Source organism: Microbacterium sp. NPDC056057, assembly GCF_042266945.1.
GTDB lineage: Bacteria > Actinomycetota > Actinomycetes > Actinomycetales > Microbacteriaceae > Microbacterium > Microbacterium trichothecenolyticum_C.
Map to the genome: position 1 here is coordinate 1 of NZ_JBHJWS010000002.1, position 16,693 is coordinate 16,693.

Annotated in this window: 20 protein-coding genes and 1 pseudogene; 12 read left to right on the forward strand and 9 right to left on the reverse strand. The window is 66.2% G+C overall.

The window, feature by feature from the left end; genetic code table 11:
- The first annotated feature begins 391 nt into the window (after nt 1-391).
- The 4 genes from ACFC1K_RS07840 to ACFC1K_RS07855 all read left to right on the forward strand — a co-directional run bounded on the left by ACFC1K_RS07840 (nt 392) and on the right by ACFC1K_RS07855 (nt 2,633).
- Nucleotides 392-643, forward strand: a complete 252-nt coding sequence (locus ACFC1K_RS07840; protein ID WP_375871167.1) for a hypothetical protein — start codon at nt 392-394, stop codon at nt 641-643.
- A 285-nt stretch (nt 644-928) separates the two neighbouring features.
- Nucleotides 929-1,231, forward strand: a complete 303-nt coding sequence (locus ACFC1K_RS07845; RefSeq protein WP_375871168.1) for a hypothetical protein — start codon at nt 929-931, stop codon at nt 1,229-1,231.
- A 245-nt stretch (nt 1,232-1,476) separates the two neighbouring features.
- A complete protein-coding gene (locus ACFC1K_RS07850) occupies nt 1,477-1,935 on the forward strand; it encodes an Hsp20/alpha crystallin family protein (RefSeq protein ID WP_375871169.1) in 459 nt (152 codons plus the stop codon).
- Nucleotides 1,936-2,225: 290 nt separating this feature from the next.
- Nucleotides 2,226-2,633 (forward strand): nuclear transport factor 2 family protein, encoded by a 408-nt coding sequence (locus ACFC1K_RS07855; RefSeq protein WP_375870094.1) that lies wholly within the window; start codon nt 2,226-2,228, stop codon nt 2,631-2,633.
- Nucleotides 2,634-3,039: 406 nt separating this feature from the next.
- Here ACFC1K_RS07855 and ACFC1K_RS07860 read toward each other — a convergent pair whose 3' ends face one another.
- A complete protein-coding gene (locus ACFC1K_RS07860) occupies nt 3,040-4,710 on the reverse strand; it encodes an alkaline phosphatase D family protein (RefSeq protein ID WP_375871170.1) in 1,671 nt (556 codons plus the stop codon).
- Between the two features lie 207 nt (nt 4,711-4,917).
- Here ACFC1K_RS07860 and ACFC1K_RS07865 point away from each other — a divergent pair, with 207 nt between their 5' ends.
- Both ACFC1K_RS07865 and ACFC1K_RS07870 read left to right on the forward strand, forming a co-directional pair.
- The gene (locus tag ACFC1K_RS07865) at nt 4,918-5,319 is read left to right on the forward strand and encodes a hypothetical protein (RefSeq protein ID WP_375871171.1); all 402 of its coding nucleotides are present in this window, start codon (nt 4,918-4,920) and stop codon (nt 5,317-5,319) included.
- Between the two features lie 391 nt (nt 5,320-5,710).
- Complete coding sequence (locus tag ACFC1K_RS07870) at nt 5,711-8,452, forward strand: AAA family ATPase (RefSeq protein WP_375871172.1); 2,742 nt, start codon at nt 5,711-5,713, stop codon at nt 8,450-8,452.
- Between the two features lie 71 nt (nt 8,453-8,523).
- On the opposite strand, the gene ACFC1K_RS07875 is transcribed toward ACFC1K_RS07870, so the two are convergent.
- Both ACFC1K_RS07875 and ACFC1K_RS07880 read right to left on the reverse strand, forming a co-directional pair.
- Nucleotides 8,524-8,796, reverse strand: a complete 273-nt coding sequence (locus ACFC1K_RS07875; RefSeq protein WP_375871173.1) for a Rho termination factor N-terminal domain-containing protein — start codon at nt 8,794-8,796, stop codon at nt 8,524-8,526.
- Nucleotides 8,797-8,798: 2 nt separating this feature from the next.
- Nucleotides 8,799-8,984, reverse strand: a complete 186-nt coding sequence (locus ACFC1K_RS07880) for a hypothetical protein (protein ID WP_375871174.1) — start codon at nt 8,982-8,984, stop codon at nt 8,799-8,801.
- A 206-nt stretch (nt 8,985-9,190) separates the two neighbouring features.
- Here ACFC1K_RS07880 and ACFC1K_RS07885 point away from each other — a divergent pair, with 206 nt between their 5' ends.
- A complete protein-coding gene (locus ACFC1K_RS07885; protein WP_375871175.1) occupies nt 9,191-9,499 on the forward strand; it encodes a hypothetical protein in 309 nt (102 codons plus the stop codon).
- A 360-nt stretch (nt 9,500-9,859) separates the two neighbouring features.
- On the opposite strand, the gene ACFC1K_RS07890 is transcribed toward ACFC1K_RS07885, so the two are convergent.
- Nucleotides 9,860-10,363 (reverse strand): MarR family winged helix-turn-helix transcriptional regulator, encoded by a 504-nt coding sequence (locus ACFC1K_RS07890; protein WP_375871176.1) that lies wholly within the window; start codon nt 10,361-10,363, stop codon nt 9,860-9,862.
- A gap of 198 nt (nt 10,364-10,561) precedes the next feature.
- Between ACFC1K_RS07890 and ACFC1K_RS07895 the strand changes: the two genes are divergently transcribed.
- On the forward strand, nt 10,562-10,903 hold the full coding sequence (locus ACFC1K_RS07895) for a hypothetical protein (protein WP_375871177.1): 342 nt from the start codon (nt 10,562-10,564) through the stop codon (nt 10,901-10,903).
- A 72-nt stretch (nt 10,904-10,975) separates the two neighbouring features.
- Here the strand turns inward: ACFC1K_RS07895 and ACFC1K_RS07900 are convergent, their stop codons facing one another.
- The 4 genes and pseudogenes from ACFC1K_RS07900 to ACFC1K_RS07915 all read right to left on the reverse strand — a co-directional run.
- Complete coding sequence (locus ACFC1K_RS07900; protein WP_375871178.1) at nt 10,976-11,860, reverse strand: SDR family oxidoreductase; 885 nt, start codon at nt 11,858-11,860, stop codon at nt 10,976-10,978.
- An 86-nt stretch (nt 11,861-11,946) separates the two neighbouring features.
- A complete protein-coding gene (locus tag ACFC1K_RS07905; RefSeq protein WP_375871179.1) occupies nt 11,947-12,915 on the reverse strand; it encodes a cation diffusion facilitator family transporter in 969 nt (322 codons plus the stop codon).
- Nucleotides 12,912-13,448, reverse strand: a complete 537-nt coding sequence (locus tag ACFC1K_RS07910) for a hypothetical protein (protein ID WP_375871180.1) — start codon at nt 13,446-13,448, stop codon at nt 12,912-12,914. The genes ACFC1K_RS07905 and ACFC1K_RS07910 overlap by 4 nt, the downstream gene beginning before the upstream one ends.
- Nucleotides 13,449-13,902: 454 nt before the next feature.
- Nucleotides 13,903-14,004: pseudogene (locus ACFC1K_RS07915) on the reverse strand (integrase); the annotation flags it as partial.
- A 22-nt stretch (nt 14,005-14,026) separates the two neighbouring features.
- Between ACFC1K_RS07915 and ACFC1K_RS07920 the strand changes: the two are divergent.
- From ACFC1K_RS07920 to ACFC1K_RS07930, 3 genes are all read left to right on the forward strand, one after another.
- Nucleotides 14,027-14,440 carry a hypothetical protein gene (locus tag ACFC1K_RS07920; RefSeq protein ID WP_375871181.1) on the forward strand — a complete coding sequence of 138 codons (414 nt, stop codon included), beginning with the start codon at nt 14,027-14,029 and terminating at the stop codon, nt 14,438-14,440.
- A 120-nt stretch (nt 14,441-14,560) separates the two neighbouring features.
- Entirely contained in the window at nt 14,561-14,821 is a 261-nt protein-coding gene (locus tag ACFC1K_RS07925) for a hypothetical protein (RefSeq protein ID WP_310289538.1), read from the forward strand.
- A gap of 156 nt (nt 14,822-14,977) precedes the next feature.
- On the forward strand, nt 14,978-15,133 hold the full coding sequence (locus ACFC1K_RS07930; RefSeq protein ID WP_375871182.1) for a hypothetical protein: 156 nt from the start codon (nt 14,978-14,980) through the stop codon (nt 15,131-15,133).
- Here the strand turns inward: ACFC1K_RS07930 and ACFC1K_RS07935 are convergent.
- A complete protein-coding gene (locus tag ACFC1K_RS07935) occupies nt 15,130-15,408 on the reverse strand; it encodes a hypothetical protein (protein WP_375871183.1) in 279 nt (92 codons plus the stop codon). The genes ACFC1K_RS07930 and ACFC1K_RS07935 overlap by 4 nt on opposite strands.
- Before the next feature lie 305 nt (nt 15,409-15,713).
- On the opposite strand from ACFC1K_RS07935, the gene ACFC1K_RS07940 reads away from it, so the two are divergent.
- Nucleotides 15,714-16,649 carry a glycosyltransferase family 4 protein gene (locus tag ACFC1K_RS07940; RefSeq protein ID WP_375871184.1) on the forward strand — a complete coding sequence of 312 codons (936 nt, stop codon included), beginning with the start codon at nt 15,714-15,716 and terminating at the stop codon, nt 16,647-16,649.
- Nucleotides 16,650-16,693: the final 44 nt, after the last annotated feature.

The following is a 16,693-nucleotide window of genomic DNA, read 5'->3' on the forward strand; positions in this document are numbered from 1 at the left end:
GAGCTCAACGACCGGCCCCGCAAGCGGCTCGAGTTTCAGACCCCGAATGAGATCATCAGATCTGTCCTGTTGCGATGACCGCTTGAATCCGCCGATCCTCTTGCGGGCATCGGCGCGGTGAGGGACGCCAGGAGTACATCTTGCCTGTGGTGGAGTCATGCTCATTGGTCCGGCTCTGTCGCGTCTGGGCGCCTGCGACGAACGCTTGCGGCACCGCCTACGTGCCGTGCCCGCTCTTCGAGGTTCGTTCGGCGGCCCCGATCTGTGCGGGCACAGCGACACGCATGAGGGAGCGGTTTACGGCGAAAGACGAGTGCGGCGGGTGCAGTCGACACCCTTGAGCATTGCCGGATCGGTTCCTAGAATCCCGCAACGAAAGGAGTGATCCGACATGGAGGGCCCAGATCTGCTCGCAGCACGACTGCTCCGCGCGATGGTCGCCGACGATGTCGACACCGTCAGTCACCTCGTGGTCGAGATAGAGGACAGCGGCTATGCCGGCCTCGTTGCCACAGGACTCGCGCAGTCCTACATCACCGAAGTGCTGAAGACGGCCAGACGCGAGCCGCTCCTGCGTGCGCTGGAAGCACGGATCCTCGAGCTCGCCGCCGTCGCCGACGAATCGACCGACAATTCGGCTTGATCGCTACGCGCACACAAGCACGCTGGAACACCCGATGCCCGAAGGGTCCTCCCGATAGGGCGGGCACGGCCCTCCATCTCCGCCGTGCACCCGGCATCTGGCACTCAGCTCTTGAGAGTGCGATCCGTGATTTCTATCATTGACGTGACGACATTCCGGCGGGAGTGCTCGTGGCCGCACGTCGGGGATCTTCGGCGATCCTCCCTGCGGAGCAGCTGCACGGCGACGTGTGTGCTGCCGACGTGACGGGGCTTCCGCTGGTTGATCCAGGAACGGAGGCGAACAATGTCAACCGACCCGACCACTCGATTCCGGATGCGCAGGGTCACCTCTATCAAGTGGCTGATCGAGGATCTCTCGCTACCAGAGATGCACGAGGCGCGTGTCGTGGCGCACGTCTATGAGGTCGATGATCTCGAGTACGACGTCGTGTGGCTGCGCGACCTCGGGCTCGCGGAGCACTGGATGGCACCGTCGGAAGTCCTCAACGCCGTCATCGACAAGGTCAGTCGCCCACCACGGCCAGCCGCACGGCGCCCTGTGCCCATCCCGCATCTGCCGCCCATTCGAGAGCGCGTCTCCGCCTGAGGCGTCAGGCTGCCCGCCGACGGAGAAGAGCGCGGCGACCACCCCGGGAGCAGGGCGGTCCCAGCGGAGTGCGGCTCTCGGGAAAGCGAGCGACCCGAGCTGCTCGACGCTGTCGTCGTGATGGGCGTGTCGCTCAGCGACGGCCGCCCCAGGACGCAGAAATCTGGCACTCCACCTTCGTGAGTGCTAATCTACGATTAGTTGAGTCGAGTTGGCTCAACTCTTGATTCTGAGAGGAGAAACTCATGGCAACCTACGACCCGTTCCGCGACCTCGACCGCCTGGCGGCAACACTGATGGACACGCGCCGCGGCCCGCGCCGCATGCCGATGGACCTCTACCGTTCCGGCGACCACTACGTCCTCAGCGCCGACCTGCCCGGGGTGGATCCGGGTTCCGTCGACATCGATGTGGACGGCCAACTGCTGACGATCCGCGCCGAACGGACGCTGTCCAGCGGCGAAGGAGTCAAGTGGATCACCCGCGAGCGTGAAGCCGCCAGCTTCCTTCGTCAGCTCAACCTGGGGCAGGGAGTAGACACCGAGCGCATCACCGCGAGCTACGACAACGGCGTACTGAGCGTCACCATCCCGGTCAGCGAGAAAGCCAGGCCCCGCAAAATCGACGTGGCATCCGAAGGCGGCCGTCCTGTCATCCGGGCACAGGAGCACACCGCCGACGAACCACAACCGCTAGAGCAGTAACGCGACGACCGCGTCACCCCGCCCTCGGGCGGGGTGACGCGGTCGCCGTCCGAGTAGACGCCACCTCGCACCGTCTATCGCGGCCGTAACTGCAACCACAGGATCCTCATGGGGCTGCTCGCGTAGACATCAGACCACGCCAGATCGACTCCACCAGACCCGATCCTCCAGCACGCTCGGCAAGGGTCGGTGACGGGGGATTGTGTGCCCGTCTGCGGGGTGGAATGCTTGCCGCGGCCACAGGCCTCTGTCGCCGGAACCCTTTGAACACCGTGATGCGAGGGTGCGCCATGGACACCGTCCTCCAACGTCTCACACAAGCGCAGAACGACCACGACGCTGAGCGCTTCGCGTCCTTCTTCGCCCTCGACTATCGAAGTGAGCAGCCTGCCCATCCGGGGCGGGAGTTCGTCGGACGCGCACAAGTGTTCTCGAACTGGACCGGCGTGTTCGCTGGCATCCCCGATTTCCACGCCGAGCTGCTCTCCTTCTGTCGGCTCGACGACATGGAGTGGGGGGAACTGGCTTGGAGCGGCCACCATACTGATGGCCAGCCGTATGCAGCGTGCGGTGTGATCGTCGCGATCATCCGTGACGGACTGATTGCGTCGGCGCGACTGTACGTCGAATCGATCGACCCCGATGAGGTCGGCATCGATGCCGTGGTCGAGCGTGTCTTCCGTCCGCCCCACCCCTGATCCGGTCGCGCGGTGCGAAGCGTTGGACCTCACGTTCCAGCCCGCGCGGATCTCTTGCGCACGAACGGATCCCAATCGACCGCCCGAATGGTACCTGATTCGATCACCGCACGGACAGGGATCACGCCCGCACGGAGGACCGACGCTTCACCGCCGTGGCGATGTTCGCCACGAACCATCCACCCAGAGACGCTCCGGCCGCCGCTCCGGCGATCTGAAGCACGGGCCGAGCACGTACGGCCAGGTGGCGTTGCGCGTGGCGAGAATAAGCACGAAGACGGCGCAGTGCCGATCGCAAACCCCACCGCGCCCCCACTCCCAGGAGATGACCTCGGCGACGCCGCCTGAAAGACAGCGAACTCGATCAACCGACGTGTGCGGATTACTCGGCAGGATACGTAGTCGCTCACGACGCCACTTTGGAGTCTCCCCTCGCCGGCACCGTGATTGATGCCACCACTTCTAGACGAGGATGCCGTTCGTCTGCGTCCTCGACCACACCGGTGTGCCACGTCATGGTGAACCCGTCAGGTCCGTCCTGCAGAACCGCGATGTTGTTGTCGAACCACGGACCCTTCACGGTCTTCCAGCGAAAGGATGGGTCAGGGACTTTCGCAGAATGCGCGGCGGCGGCGCCCAGCGGGGTCGCTGCGCCGTACGACATCACCACGGAGAACCAACGCAGAAAGCGGGGAAGGGGGTTCCGCATCGGTGAGCAGACGGCCTGCACGATGCGGCTGCCGTTCTGCCGCGCGACCTCGGCCAAGTACGAGAAGTGCACGTCACCGGACAGGAACGTCACCGTCAGCGGCGACGGCCCGCGGGCGCCGTCCGCCAACTCCGTCGCAATGCCGGCGACCGCCTGGAAGCTGTTCTGGAACGCCGCCCAGTGTTCCAGGTCGAAGGCCTGCCGCAGCCGTTCCCCGACCCACGCGGCCGGTCGACCCCAAGCGCCTTGCGCGATCGCCTCATCCCATGCCTCGACATGGTGCAGGCCCAGCGGCAGAAGGAACGGGAGCGAGGTGGCGATCAGAACGTGGCGGAATCCGCCCTGCATCTGGCGGTCGAACCACGTGAGCTCCTCGCCGTTGAGCAGTCCCCGAGCCGAAGGAGTGAGATCTCTCGCGACGCGGGAATCCAGGACGATCAGACGGGTGCCATCGAAGTCTCGGGAATAGCTCCAGCGGTAGCTGTTCGGGTCCTTGTCGCAGCGGTCCGCGAACGCGTCGAGTGCGCCACCGAGGTCGGGAGGAGCGACGTCGTGGCGCCCAGTGACCTGCTGCCACATCTCGTCAGTGGCACGTTCCCGAGGAGACAAGTTGCCGAGGTGCTGGTATATCCAGTACGACGCCAAGCCGGCGACGATGCGCTCGTGCCACCAGGTGGTGGCTTCCATCTTCCGCTTCCAATCGAGCGAGGCGTTCCAGTCATCGCGGATGTCGTGGTCATCGAAGATCATCGCGCTCGGCACGCAGGAGAGCAGCCACCGATTCGCATCGTCCGACCATGCCAGCTGGTACAGGTGGGCGTATTCTTCGAAGTCTTTGAGCTCCTTGCCCGGTTCCTCATGGATGTCGCGGCGGCTGCGGATGAACGCCTGCATCTGCTTCGTGGTGGAGTCGGCGTACACCTGGTCGCCGAGGAAGAGCAGCAGGTCCGGTCGGTCCACGCGGCCGTCGGCGACCGCGAGCGCAAAGGCGCGCAGCGAGTCGACGCCATGAGTTCGGTTGCCTGACCGGTCGTGCGGGACGCTGGTACGGCACGATCCGTAGGCGATCCGCGGCCGTTGCCCGGGCGTACGCGTGGCGATCACGGACGCCGGAAACTCCGAGCCCGGCTCCGGCCAGACCGAGACCCCGTCGATCTCCACCCGGTACGGAGAGACGCTGCCGGGCTCGAGCCGGTCAACTTCAACGAGCGCGTAATGGTGGCCGTGCACCGCGAAGCTGCGAGCCTGCCACGATCGTCCCTCAGCACGGACGGTCACCACGCACTGGGCTCGCGTCTCCACCCAGATGCTGGCCGACGTCTCATCGACGTAGCGCAGCATCGGCCCCAACACCAGCGGGGATCCCATGAACCCGTTCTACCCGGATTACACCACAGCGGCCACAGATGCCCACCGCGCCCGCGCGAGAAGGGCCGCCCAAGAACCGAGGTGCCCGTCGGACCAACACCCGCGATTCCGCCGCGAACCGGCGTTCGCAGGATCGCATACCTCCCGACTGCACCGGGGTCCGCGAGCAGGCGATTCTGCCAAGCATGTCGTGAGTAGGCTGCCCGTGTGACTGCCCCTGCAACGGCGAAGTCCGATCACAGCTCGACGAGCACGCGGGCAGCCTTCTGGCTCCTCGCGTCACTTGGCGTCATCGCATCGGCCGTCGCGTGGGCATGGTACGGATTCGCTCAATTCGAGGCGCAGACAGAACAGCCCAAGGCGCTATCCGCCGACACGACGATGGCAGGTTTCGCGGAGGTCATCGGAGGCGTGCCGCTCATCCTTGCCCACCTCATCGGACTCATTCTGCTGCTGGTGGTGGGATGGTGGGCCTATGGCAAGCGCGGCATCGCCTTGGCGATCGTCGCGGTGATCGTTGCCTCCGGGATCGGGATCATCGTCGCGCAGATCCTCTGGGGCGGCGAGCTGTTCCAACTGGGAATCAACAACAACACCTACATCCCGTGACAGGCGATCGCGGCGCGGCCCTCGCCGGCATCGCGTCGCTTGGCTCACGGCTCGAATGCCGGTCGCCGCCCAGGCGGATGCCGCTGGCCAACCGTGTGCGACCGGTGCCCGCTTCTGCCTGCTGGCCGGCAGGCGGTTGCTGTTCGGATAGCCACGCCGATGAAATGCGCGATGGCGGCGCCGCGCCCCAGCCGGACGAGCTCCGACCGACCAACAGACGACCAGAACTCAGAGACGACCAAGAGCCAAGAGCCAAGAGCCAAGAGCCAAGAGCCAAGAGCGAAGACCAACGACAGAGGCAAGACGAGAGAGAGAGAGAAGCCGCAATGCACGCAGGCACCAATGTGTAAATCGATAGCGATTAGGCAAGAAGAGGCGTACCGTTGGCGCCATGCGAGGAGGACTCGAGCGGTGGAAGCGGGGAGTGGAGTCCCGCGGGATCCGACATGCCGTCGGCTACGCACTGGAGGGCGTCTGCGACGCACACCTCGTCCGCTCCCCCGGCGTTGATGCGCTCGAGGAGTACGGCGGCATCGCTGACAGTTCGGTGACGCGCTTCCTTGTCGAGCATGGAGCGATCCGATCCGACGAACTCTCGGCTGGCGCGTTGCGGGTATGGCTAAGCGGACATGACCCGGTCACCGGCGAAGAGCGCGGCAAGACGTTGTTGCGCTCTGACTCGGACCTGCTGCTGGACGGGACGCTGAACCACCCGAAGTCGTACAGCATCGCCGCGATGCTGCATCCGGAGTTGGCAGCCGAGTTCGAGGCGTTGCAGGACCGTATCCGAGACCGGGTCATCACACTATGGCAGCGCGAGTTGAACGCTCGGCGTGGTCATGGCGGCAGCATCCGTGAGTCGATCGCTCAACTCGAGGTGGTCGAACTGCAGCACCGCCGCTCGCGCGCGCTCGACCCGCACATCCACCGACACCTCTGGCTGAACATCAAAGTCCGGGGCGAGGACGGAAGATGGTCGAACGTCGACTCACGCGTCGCGATGAAATTCCACACGGTCGTCAACGCGGAAGGCGAGCTGGCGGCGCGCACCGACCCACAGTGGATCGCCGCGCTCGCCCGGCACGGATACACGATCGGCGAGGACGGCGAGATTGCCGAACTCTCCTGCGCCGTCGCCCCGTTCTCCCGCCGGTCGGCGCAGATCGAAGCCAACCGCGTTCAGCTGATCGCAGAGTGGACGCGCGCACACGGTGGCGCACGCCCGAGCGTCGAGGTGCTGCAGCAGATCGATCGCCGAGCGTGGGCGATGTCACGCCCGAACAAGCCTGCGCTCCTGGATGAACTGACGTGGGAGGCGGCGGTCCGCGACGAGCTGGCCGCGATCGACCCCACCCTCACCGAGGAACGCGAGCACTGCCAGCCGCCGCAAGTACGCGCCGAGGACCTCGATCTCGACCTGTTGGCACACGCTGCGGTTGTGGAGGCCGATGACCGGTCGCGCGCGTCGAGCGGTCGATTCAGTCAATTCGATCTGCGCGCCGGCGCGATCCGCGCACTCGCCGGCACCGGAGTCGTGGCGGAGCGTGAGGCACTCGAGGACATCGTCGAGACCATCGCCGCGCGAGCACGCTCGCTCTACGTCAGGCTCTCGTCCGAGCCCGACATACCGGGCCACATCAAGGCGTTCATGGCGACCGACACCATGCGGCTGAAGATACGCGTCGGCCGCCGCTTCGACGCCATCGCCGTGCCCGGCCGGTCACTCCTCCCCGATGAGCTGCGGCGCGGGGCGGCATCCGTTGACGACCTGAAGAAGCTGGACGCGGCGCAGTCAGCGGCGGCGTGCGCGATCGCCGGGACGCATGGACTGGTCGCGGTGACCGGACCAGCCGGTGCCGGCAAGACCACGATGCTGCGCGCGGCCCACGCTGCGCTCATTCGGCAGCGGCGCCGCATGCTCGTGGTCGCTCCGACCCGCAAGGCGGCCTCCGTGGCTGGGCGGGAGACCGGCGCGGCATCGTCGAGTCTCCACGCGCTGCTGCACGACCACGGGTACAGGTGGTCGCGGGATCAGACCGGCGCTCAGGTCTGGCAACGACTCGCGCCGGGCGACATCGACCCCACGACCGGGCAGACCTACCGTGGGCCGCAACGGTTCCCTCTCGACGCACGCGACCGCATCGTCGTCGACGAAGCCGGGATGGTGGACCTGCAGACCGCAGACGCTCTCACCGAAGTCGCGCTGGAAACCGGCGCCGGAATGGCCATGGTCGGCGACACGCATCAGGCCCTCCCCGTCGGGCACGCCGGAGCCATGGCATCAGCGATCCGCCATGCCTCGGCAGCAATCGAGATGCACACGGTGCATCGCTTTCACGACGCCGAGTACGCGGCACTGACGCTGCAGCTGCGCGACCCGCGCGACCACGATCACGCGCTCCAGATCGCCGCCGATCTCTCGGCCCGCGGTCATGTGCGACGCGTGGACAACATTGAGGAAGCGCGAGCCGCCATGGTCAGCGCCTACTTCGACGAAACCGCTCACGGCCGACGAGTGGCCCTGGTGTGTGGATCCAACATCGAGGCCGATGCAATCAACGCGCAGATCCAGGAGCGACGCGTCGCGGCCGGCGAGATGAACTCCACAGTCCTCGCTTGGGGGCGAGACGAACAACGGCTTCTCGTCGGCGATGCGGTGCAGACGCGACGCAACGATCCGCGGACCGGCGTCGAGAACCGTGCGCAATGGATCATCACGCGCATCGACCCCGACACCATCGACTTGGTCTCCCCCACCGACAGCGGCGAACGCCGCCGCATCACCCGCGACTACGCCCTCGACCACGTCATGCTCGCCTACGCATCCACGGTGCACGGAATCCAAGGCGAGACCACCGATGCCGCAGTCGTCGGTCCCGACGTCGACGCGGCCGGTCTGTACGTCGGGCTGACGCGCGGACGCCACCACAACGAGGCGATCGCCCTGGGGAGAACGGATGCCGCCGCGCGCGAGCACCTCGCAGACACGATGCTCCGCGGAGCCACGGAGGTCACCGTCAACGATTCTCTTCGCGCTGTCGATGCGGAGCTGCTACGAACTGCGCGAGACGAGGCAGCTCGACCGCAGGGGTACGTTTCCGGCCACCCGAGCTTGTCAGGAACTTCACTCTGAAACCACGCCGGCGGACGCCGTGCCAGCGGCGACGAGCCCGATGCCGTGGTCGCCCGGGAAGGAGGTTGCCGTCAGTGGTTACGGAGGGATTGGATGAGGTCCTTCTTACGCTTCCTGGAGTAGCCGGACAGCCCGAGCTCCTTGGCGCGCTTGCGCAGTTCGGGAACTGTCCAGTCGTCGTAGCTGCCGGCTTCGCCACCTTTGCCGCCGACGCGGGAGCGGCCGGACTGGGTGCCGCCGGCGGCGTTGGAGATCCGGGCAGCTTTCTCCTTCGATGCTCCGTCTCGGCGCAACTCCTCGTAGAGTTCCGGGTCTTTGAGACGGGAGTCTTGGCCACGGGGCATGATCAGCGCCCCTCGGGGTCCTCAGCAGCGAGCCGGTCAGCCTCGGCGCTGTCGATCAGATCGTCGTTGGCGTCGGGATCGAGCACTCGCTCGCCGTCCAGTTCACGAGTGGCTTCGGCCTCCGTGACGGAGTCGTCGTCGCTGTCGTCGTCGCCATCCACGGGCAGAATCGGGTTCTGGTTGGACATTTCGCATCCCTTCTGTGAGGTTGTCGGTCGGATGCCGACGGGTTTCGGTCACGACGGTAAGGCGCACCGCCTGCACGGCCGATGGGGTTGACGACACTATGGGCGGGCGGTACCGCGAAGACAGGACCTGCGGAGTGCGCCTGCGGCGTTTGTCAAGGGGGCACCGCAGTGACGGGAGTGGGCGCATCGTTGGCTCGGAGGTTCAGATGATCACGGCAGATCAACGGAGTCTGGTGTTCGAACCGCTCGGGGATGCCGCCTGGCGGCTGTGCGACACCGCGGTCGACGAGGGTGATGCGGCGCGCCTGGTGGCCTATGTCGAACGACTCGACACCGGCGGCTACGAGGCGATCTGGTTGGGGCTCGGCGTTCGCCCCAGCGTTCATGCATCCCAGGAGGAGGTGCTGCGCGCCGCGCAGCAGCTTCGACACGTGGAGGCATCGTCCACCCGTTCGAAGCCGATCCCGATTCCCCACCTCAGCCCGGCCCGCGTCAGGCACCACGGATGGGGATGATCGGCATCACGGACAGGCGGCAGAGAAGCGGCGCAGCGCGGGGGCGGCCGTGATCGTGGTCCGCTCGCATAGGCCGCGGTTCAATGAATCGTGACGTGGGTCGCGAGTCGGATGAGGACGGTGACGCTTTCGTCGACAGGGTGGGCGAGCACTGCTTCAGACGACCCGGTAAGGCGGAGTAGCGTTGCGCCGTCGCTCTGGACTGTCGCCCATCCGAGACAGCTCCAGGCCGGTGCCTATTCTCGCCGTCGGGTCCGCGGACACCGCTGGTCACGAGGGTAATGCCGGCGTCAAGCAAATCCACGGGCACCGCGGGCGCGTTTGAGGCGGGCGTGCGAGCGTTTGGGCTTGCCTGCCGCCTCAGCTCTGTGCGAGTTCGTCCAGCGCGTCGGAGATGTCGCGGATTACGCGTGCCGCGGTCTTCTGGTCGGATGCCGAGAGCCCGTCGATCACGTGGACGATCGTCGAGTGGTGTGCGGCGAACGAATCGTCGACCAGGGCGATCGCCTGCGGGGTCGGTTTCAGGTAGTGCGCCCGCCGGTCGGTCGGATGTTGCACACGAACCAGATAGGACCGTCGGACGAGGCGTTCGATCACGTTCGTCACCGTGGCGCTGGAAGAATCCAGCATCACGATGAGGTCCTTCGGGCTGAGGTCGCGATCATCACGGTCACCCTGCACCAGATATCGCAACGCCGTCATGTCGACATTGGAGAGCCCGGAGGCCCGAAGCGCCCGCTCCGCCTGAATGCGTTCGGCGGTGCGCAGCCGCAGGATGGCATCACTCAGCTGCTGCCCGGCGGGTGTTACCGGTTGATCGGCGTACAGATGCTCGCCTTCGTGACGCACGACCGTCTTCGGCATTCGCACTCCCCTGAATCTGGCGTCCCGAACGCGGCATTGGTGCCGCTCGCGACGCGTGGCAGATGCGGGACGAAACTAGCAGTCCGCCATGTGAAGCACAAGACATGTCACACTCACCGAGATACACAAGGTTCGGGATTGACAGGATCTGTGATAGTGGAGTATCTGTTCTGTAGGCATCTTCGGAAAGGACTACTCGTGGGAACCCTCCACTACGGCAACGGCCTCGACACGCTGACCATCCCCGACGATGTTCTCGCCCACGTGAAGATCGTCATCACCACCAAGTTGCGACGAGGAGAGAGCTTCACGTTCACTTGGCAGCATCCGCAGGGCTCCGGCCCAGCACGAACCACGCTGTGGATCCAACCCGCCATCCCCCTTCTCTTCACCTTCGAGTCCGCCGAGCCCGTCCCACTCGACCGCGAGTACCTGAACACGCTCGCGGTGGCAGCCAACAGCAACGCGGGACTGATCGTGAACAGCCCCGACTGCGATCAACTGGGCCGGCCACCCGAGCTGCGCCCAGCGGCGGCCTGATCGCGCGAGATAAGGCACCGTCGATCGTCAGTGTTCGACGCACCGGACCTTCGCGCGGCGCACGCCGGACTGCTACAGCCCCTTGCCTCCGGTCACCGGCAGGACCGCGCCGGAGACGAATGAAGCGTCGTCCGACGCGAGATAGACATAGGCGCCCGCCAGCTCCGCAGGCTGTCCGGCACGCCCGAGCGGGGTGTCCTGCCCGAAGGTGGCGAGCCGTTCGGCATCCCAGCCGGTGGCGGGGATCAGCGGGGTCCAGATCGGGCCGGGTGCGACGGCGTTGACGCGCACGCCGCTCGGACCCAGGTCCTCCGCGAGTGCCTGGACGAACGCGACCTGCGCGGCCTTCGTCATCGCGTAGTCGATGAGTCCCGGTGAGGGATTGAACGCCTGGATGGAGGAGGTGACGATGATCGATGCGCCAGGGTTCAGGTGCGGGATCGCCGCGCGGGCGGTGAACATCATCGCGTAGAGATTGGTGCGGAACACTCGATCCATCTCGCCGGTCTCCAGGTTCTGGAGACCATTGCGGTCCTTCTGGTAGGCGGCGTTCAGGACGAGGATGTCAAGACCGCCGAACGCGCTGACGGTGGCGTCCACGAGCGCACTGGCGAAACCCTCGTCCCGGATGTCGCCGGGCAGGGACACCCCGCGGCGGCCGGCAGCGGTCACGAGTTCCACGGTGGCATCGGCATCCGTCTGCTCTTCAGGCAGGTGAGCGATCGCGACGTCCGCACCTTCCCGTGCGAACGCGATCGCGACAGCGCGCCCGATTCCGGAGTCACCCCCGGTGATCAGCGCCCGACGGCCGGTCAGCCGGCCGCTGCCGCGATACGAATCCTCGCCGTGATCTGGGGTCGGAACGGTGCGGTCGATGAGACCAGGCTGCTGCTGCTCCTGCTCGGGGAAGCCGTCCTCGTGGTGCAGCGTGCGTGGGTCGGTCGTCGGCTCGATCATCGTGCTCTCCTGTCGGGAAACGCTCGGCTCGACCGTACGGGGCTGTCGCGTCCGCCGGGACGGGGTTGACACGCACGCCGCCCTGCTCACCCTCCGCGGCCGATCGCCTCTTCGGGCAGTGACGGCGTGATGACGATGGAGACGTCCTGCATCTTCCAGTCGAGTTCGGAGACCATCTCGCGCGCCCGCTCGATGTCGTCGACGGCGACTTTGTGCCGGCGGGGGACGACGAACGCCTCGACGTGGAACACCTGCCCCATGTCGCGCATCCGCACCGCCGCCCGGTCGATCCACGGCTCTTGCTCGAGGCCTGCCACGATGCGGTCGATGAGGGGATGCGGGTGCTTGTCGTCGTGCGTGCGGGCACGCTGGTCGATGAGGTCGAGCGTGGCGGCACGGGCGTTGCGGAAACCGTCCCACATGATGCCCAGCGAAATGAACAGCGCCGCCGCGCCGTCGAGCCACCAGATGCCGAGCCCGATCCCGGCGACCCCGACGATCGACGCGACCGTTGTCGTCCAGTCGGCCTTGGCCATGTCGGCATCCGCGTAAAGCACCTTGTTATGCAGGACCGGCGCGAGCTTCGCCTTGGCGTGGCCGTAGAAGAACGGGCCGATCACGATCAGTGACATCACCGCGATCATGAACCAGCCCAGCCACACCGTCTGCCCGAACACGACCACGGTGCCGATGGCGGGATGCTCCTGGCGTATCAGGCCACCGATCGCCTCCACCGCGAGCGTGCCGCCCACGGCGAGCAGAGCGACACCCGCGACGAGGTGCCCGACCCCCATGGTGCGATGCAGGCCGAACGGGAATGCGCGCGTCGGCGGGCGGCGGATGAAGAGCAGGGCGAGCAGAAACGAGATCTGCGGGATCAGCGAGAGCATGTCTTCGATCCACGCCGTCCTCATCGCCTGTGAGCCGCCCAGCACCGACGCGATCACGCCGATCGTCACGATCGTGTACCCGATCGTGAACACCTCCCACCGGATCGCGCTGCGGATCGCCTTCTGCTGCTTCGCCGGGAGGTCGGTGCGGCCGAGCGACTTCAACCGCCCACCTCCTTGTCAAGAAAGGTCTCCAGCGCTGCCTGTATGCCGTTCTCACCCAGCGGGACGAGCATGACCGTCTTGCGACCCTCCAGACCGGGCAGCCGTGTATAGCCCCGGGTGACTGACACCCGATCGGCCCAGGGCGTTGCATCGGTCATGTCGCCCACGACGAGGTCGAGATCCCCGGCTTCGAGCCCTCCGACGAGCATCTCCTCGCTGCCGATCGTCCACTTCACCTCCGCGTCGTATGTGTCGGCGAACTCCTCGACGAGACCAGCGAGCGGCCCCTCGACCTCACCGTCGTCGATGGCCAGCGCCGAGCCAGCGGGAGAGGCCCCCACCCGGAGGTGCCTGGAGTTCACGACGCCGGCGAGCGTGCCGTCCGGATCGGATGGGATCGTCACACCGCATCCGGTCAGCGAACCGACGATCGCGATGGCGACCAACGTTGCGGACCATCGCGGGGGCGTCGCGCCGGCGCGAGCATAGGGCGCGATCGCGGGCGAGGCGTCGCGGCACGACGGCGTGATCATCTGCACCTCCGAGCCAACGATGCGCTCACGCCATCAGCGCCGCCACCCCTTGACAAACTCACCCCACGGCGCGCGTCCGGAAGCCGGAGCTTCCTCGCCCCGAGGGGGTCAAGTCGCACGGAACCTGACCCGCAGCATTGAGTTGCTGTCCAGTTCCGTCCGCGCGAGCTCAGCCTCAGAAGGTGCAAGCACATCCCGGGCGGCCCCGCGCCGTGACAACATCCTGACAACATCTGGCGAAGAACGGGGTGGATTCGGCTGATCGAGCCAGGTCCAAAATGCCCGGAATTCCGCGGTTTTCGGCGAGCGGGATGCGGCTCACGCGGCCCGAATGAGGTTTCCGGTACCAAAGGTCGCAGGTTCGATTCCTGTCGGGGGCACCAGTCGGGACAAGGGATCGAGAGTCATCAGGACTCTCGATCCCTTTCTCGTGACAGACATCTGTGGCGCGGTTGGCGCGATCGAAAGCAGCCGCAACGGCGTCCAGATCGTCGTCGAAGAGGTCCGCGTAGACGTCGAGCGTCATCGCAGCGGACGCGTGTCCGAGCATCCGCTGCGGGTGTCGGTAGGGTCGTCGAATGCGTCTTCAGGCTGTCGATCTCGCCGACGTCCTCGCCTATCTCGTCGTGCTCGGTGTCTTCATTCAGCTCTTCCCCGCGGTGATCACCGAGAGCTTCCTGCTCGCGCTGCTCACCGCGATCCTGTTGAAACTCGTCCTCGAGCTTGTGCTGTGGGTGAAGAAGCGAATCGTCGCGCGCCTCCGTGCTGCCCAGACGTGGGTGGCTCGGGTGGTCAACGCACTCACGCTGCTGCTCGTACTTCCCGGGAGCAAGTTCCTCGTGTTGGGCGTCGTCGATCTCGCCTTTGGTGACGCCGTGTCGCTGGGCGGGTTCTTCCAAGTGACCGCGCTCATCATCGTCCTCATGCTGGCGCGCGGCGGTGTCCGACGCCTCATCCAACAGCCCGCGATCGACACTGTGTCACCTCGGTAGTTCAACAGCCCACCGGCGCTCCCACGCTGGTCGCCTGTTCGGAGCCGGGGGCAAACTTGTACTGGTGCCAGCGCTGGCTCGTAAATCGCGGCTGGCTCTTGTCTGCGTGAAGGAGAGAGCGTGACCCCCGCCACCGAGGCTTTGTCCTACGAGGAACTGAATTCTCTTTTGGAGCGCACTCAGAATGCACTCACACTCTGGGTTCAAGTCGGTCTGAATGACGCCCAGCGCGCGGAGGTTTTCAGACGTGTTGTCGCGATCCTGACGCCGTGGGCCGCCCATGTCGAGAGTCGGAACAACCTTCCCGGCAATGATGAGCCGGATGAGGTGCTGCGGACTCTGATTGCCGATCTCGATGACGCAATCGCCCGGATGACTTAGCCGAGGCTTCGCGATGCGCGGTCTGGACAGAGCGCACACGTACCCCCTTTCCGGTGCGGACCGGTATTGGTGCCGGTTCGCGCCCCATGTCGCGCTCCGACGTTCCGGCGACTCTGGATGTGTTCGTGGGTCGCAGTCGACATGAGGGAGTTAGCGATGGGAAAGAACCGCAGGAACAAACGCACGAGCCCGGCCACCGTCATCGGCGCCGTCGTCGCAATCGCTGTGACGCTCGTCAGCGGCACCGCGCTTGGCGTTCCCGTCGACACGCCCCTCTGGTCCATCACCATCCGCGTCGGATCAAGCGACTAGGTTGCGAACGGTTTCCGAAGGTCCTGCATCGGCTGACCCACCTCGACCAGATATGTCAAGGGCAGCGGACCGAACACGTCCGCGACCTCTCCGCCGAGCTGTCGCGGAAAGGCGACCACGAGTTCGATGCCTGGGCGACGCATGTTGGCGATCAGGTAATCCACGCCGCGGATGCGCTTCAGGCGACCGCTCACACGAGGTCGTGAACTGCCGTGGTTCGGAGGACGTGCGAACGTCACGCGGTGGTCGATGTCGAAGTCGTCGAGATCTCCCACGGCGCACGATCGGGCGCGTGATGACTGTTCCATGCCTCATCGTCCCACGCGACGGTTGCGAGTGGGGGCCCTGGCGCGAGCAGCCCGGAGTACTCGCGGAGCCCGGCGGTGAGCGCGCGAGCCGACCCGCGCTGTGAACCGTCCAGGATCGGGGCGTAACGTCCGATCATGAGCGCAAAGGCACGGACGAACGGCAGTGACGTGCCGGCACCCCCGGCGAACCGGCGAGCGCTCGGGTGAAGATCGCGATGCTCGGTCCCATCGCCTGGCGGACGCCACCGATCAGTTATGGACCGTGGGAGCGCGTGACGAGTCTGCTGACCGAGGGGCTGGTGCGCCGCGGACTGGATGTGACGCTCTTCGCGACCGGCGACTCGATCACCGGCGCCGAACTGGATGCCGTCGCGCCGCACGGCTACGCGGAAGACGCGACGATGGACGGCCGCGTGTGGGAGGCGCTCCACGTCGCGCACGCACTGGAACGGGCGGGCGAATACGATCTCGTGCACAACCAGCTGGACTGGCTCCCGCTCGCCTTCACCGCACAATGGCCCATACCGATGGTCACGACCGTCCACGGCTTCTCGGGTCCGGCTATCCTGCCCGCGTACCTCGCCTCGGCATCGGCGTTCGTCTCCATCTCCGACGCGGACCGCTCCCCCAGCCTTGAGTACCTCGCGACGATCCACCACGGGATCGATCCCGGAGAACTCCCGTATGTGGCCGAGCCGGACGATTACCTGGTGTCGTTCGGGCGCATCCATCCCGACAAGGGCACCGCGGCGGCGATCGAGATCGCACGCCGGGCCGGCCGCCGACTGGTGATCTGCGGCCTCATCCAGGACGCCGACTATTTCCACGGCCAGGTGGAGCCCCACATCGACGGGGAGGGTGTCGTGTTCCTCGGCGCCGTGGGTGCAGAGGAACGCGCCCGCGTCCTCGGTCACGCCGTCGCGCTGCTGCACCCGATCGACTTCGACGAGCCATTCGGGCTCTCGGTGGTCGAATCGATGATGTGCGGCACGCCGGCTCTCGCGTTCCGGCGGGGCTCGATGGCGGCGGTCATCGACGAGGGCGTGACCGGCAGCACCGTGGCCTCGATCGACGAGGCGATCTCGGCGCTCCCGGCCGTCGTGGCGCTGAACCGGCGTCACGTCCACGATCGCGCCGTCGCGCGATTCGGCGTGGACCGGATGGTCGACCAGTACCTGAGCGTCTACGAGACCATGCTGGCGCGCTGATCCTGTGACGACGTCCAGGTCGGACGTGTAGCGTGCAACCACAG